1 protein-coding gene is annotated in these 1,731 nt (G+C 63.6%); it reads right to left on the bottom strand.

Going from position 1 to position 1,731, the window contains the following annotated elements:
* Positions 1-1,731: 1-deoxy-D-xylulose-5-phosphate synthase (dxs, locus tag Q7V20_RS03415; RefSeq protein WP_304787194.1), on the bottom strand; the 1,731-nt coding region annotated here is incomplete at both ends.

The following is a 1,731-nucleotide window of genomic DNA, read 5'->3' as shown; positions in this document are numbered from 1 at the left end:
GAGTACCGGCATCAATATGCGCCGGGCTTGCAGGAACAGGTTGACGGCGCTGCCGGCACCGCCGGAGAGCACGTTTTCCTCGACGGTGACAAACGTGTCGTGGCTCTTCGCCAGTTCCAGCAGCAGCGTCGTGTCCAGGGGTTTGACAAAACGCATGTTGACGACCGTCGCACCCAGTCGTTGGCCCGCTTCGAGAGCAGGGGTCACCATGCTGCCCCAGGCGAGGATGGCGATGCGGCCGCCGCTGTGGCGGATCTCGGCCTTGCCGATTGCGAGGCTCTCCAGCGCCGGCTTGACGGCGACGCCCGGGCCTTTGCCGCGCGGGTAGCGCACGGCGGCGGGGCCGGGGTGCAAAAAGCCGGTCGTTAGCATCTGCCGACATTCGTTCTCGTCGGCGGGCGCCATGATCAGCATGTTGGGGATGCAGCCCAGGTAGCTGAAGTCGAAGCTACCGGCATGGGTGGGGCCGTCCGGGCCGACCAGGCCGGCGCGGTCCAGCGCGAACAGTACGTCCAGGTCTTGCAGCGCGACATCGTGGATCAATTGGTCGTAGCCGCGTTGCAGGAAGGTTGAGTAGATGGCGACCACGGGCTTGGCGCCCTGGCAGGCTTGCCCTGCCGCCAAGGTCACGGCATGTTGTTCGGCAATCGCGACATCGAAATAACGTTCCGGGAAACGTTCGGAGAACTTGACCAGCCCGGAGCCTTCGCGCATCGCCGGGGTGATGCCCAGCAACCGGTCGTCCTGTTCCGCCATGTCGCACAGCCAGTTGCCGAATACTTCGGTGTAGCTGGGGTGCGCCGACGGCGTGGACTTGGGCAGGCACTCCTGGCTAGGGTCAAAGGCCGGCACGCCGTGGTAGGCCAGCGGGTCTTTCTCGGCCGGCGCATAGCCCTTGCCTTTTTGGGTGACGATGTGCAGGATACGCGGGCCGCTGATGTGCTTGAGGTTTTCCAGCGTCGTGACCAGCACGTCCAGGTCATGCCCGTCTATCGGGCCGATATAGTTGAAGCCCAGTTCCTCGAACAGGGTGCCCGGCACGATCATGCCCTTGACATGCTCTTCGGTGCGCCGCGCCAGTTCCCAGACGGTCGGCATCTTGGCCAGCACTTTCTTGCTTTCTTCGCGCACCGAGGAATACAGGCGGCTAGACAGGATTTTCGACAAATAATTGTTCATCGCGCCGACGTTGGGTGAGATCGACATATCGTTGTCGTTCAGCACCACAAGCAGGTTGGCGTCGATGGCCCCGGCATGGTTCATCGCCTCGTAGGCCATGCCGCCGGTGATGCTGCCGTCGCCGATGATGGCGACCATTTGCTTGTCCTCGCCCTTGAGCCCGGAAGCGATCGCCATGCCCAGCGCGGCGCTGATCGAGGTGCTGGAATGGCCGACGCCGAACGCATCGTATGCGCTCTCGGCACGGCACGGGAACGCGCAGATACCGCCCCGGGTGCGTATCGTCGTCATGCGGTCTTTACGACCGGTGAGGATCTTGTGCGGGTAGGCCTGGTGGCCGACATCCCAGACCAGCTGGTCGGACGGCGTGTCAAAGACATAGTGCAGCGCCACGGTGAGCTCCACGGTGCCGAGGCCGGCCGAAAAATGCCCGCCGGAGACGCTGACGGATTGCGTCAGGAATTCGCGCAGTTCCTTCGCTAGCGGTTTGAGCAGCTCTTTCGGGAGCTTGCGGACATCGGCGGGGCTGGCTATGTCGTTGAGTAGCGGGTA

Source organism: Aquabacterium sp., from assembly GCF_030652515.1.
In the GTDB taxonomy this organism is placed as follows: Bacteria; Pseudomonadota; Gammaproteobacteria; order Burkholderiales; family Burkholderiaceae_C; genus Aquabacterium.
This window is presented reverse-complemented; position numbering and strand designations above follow the sequence as displayed.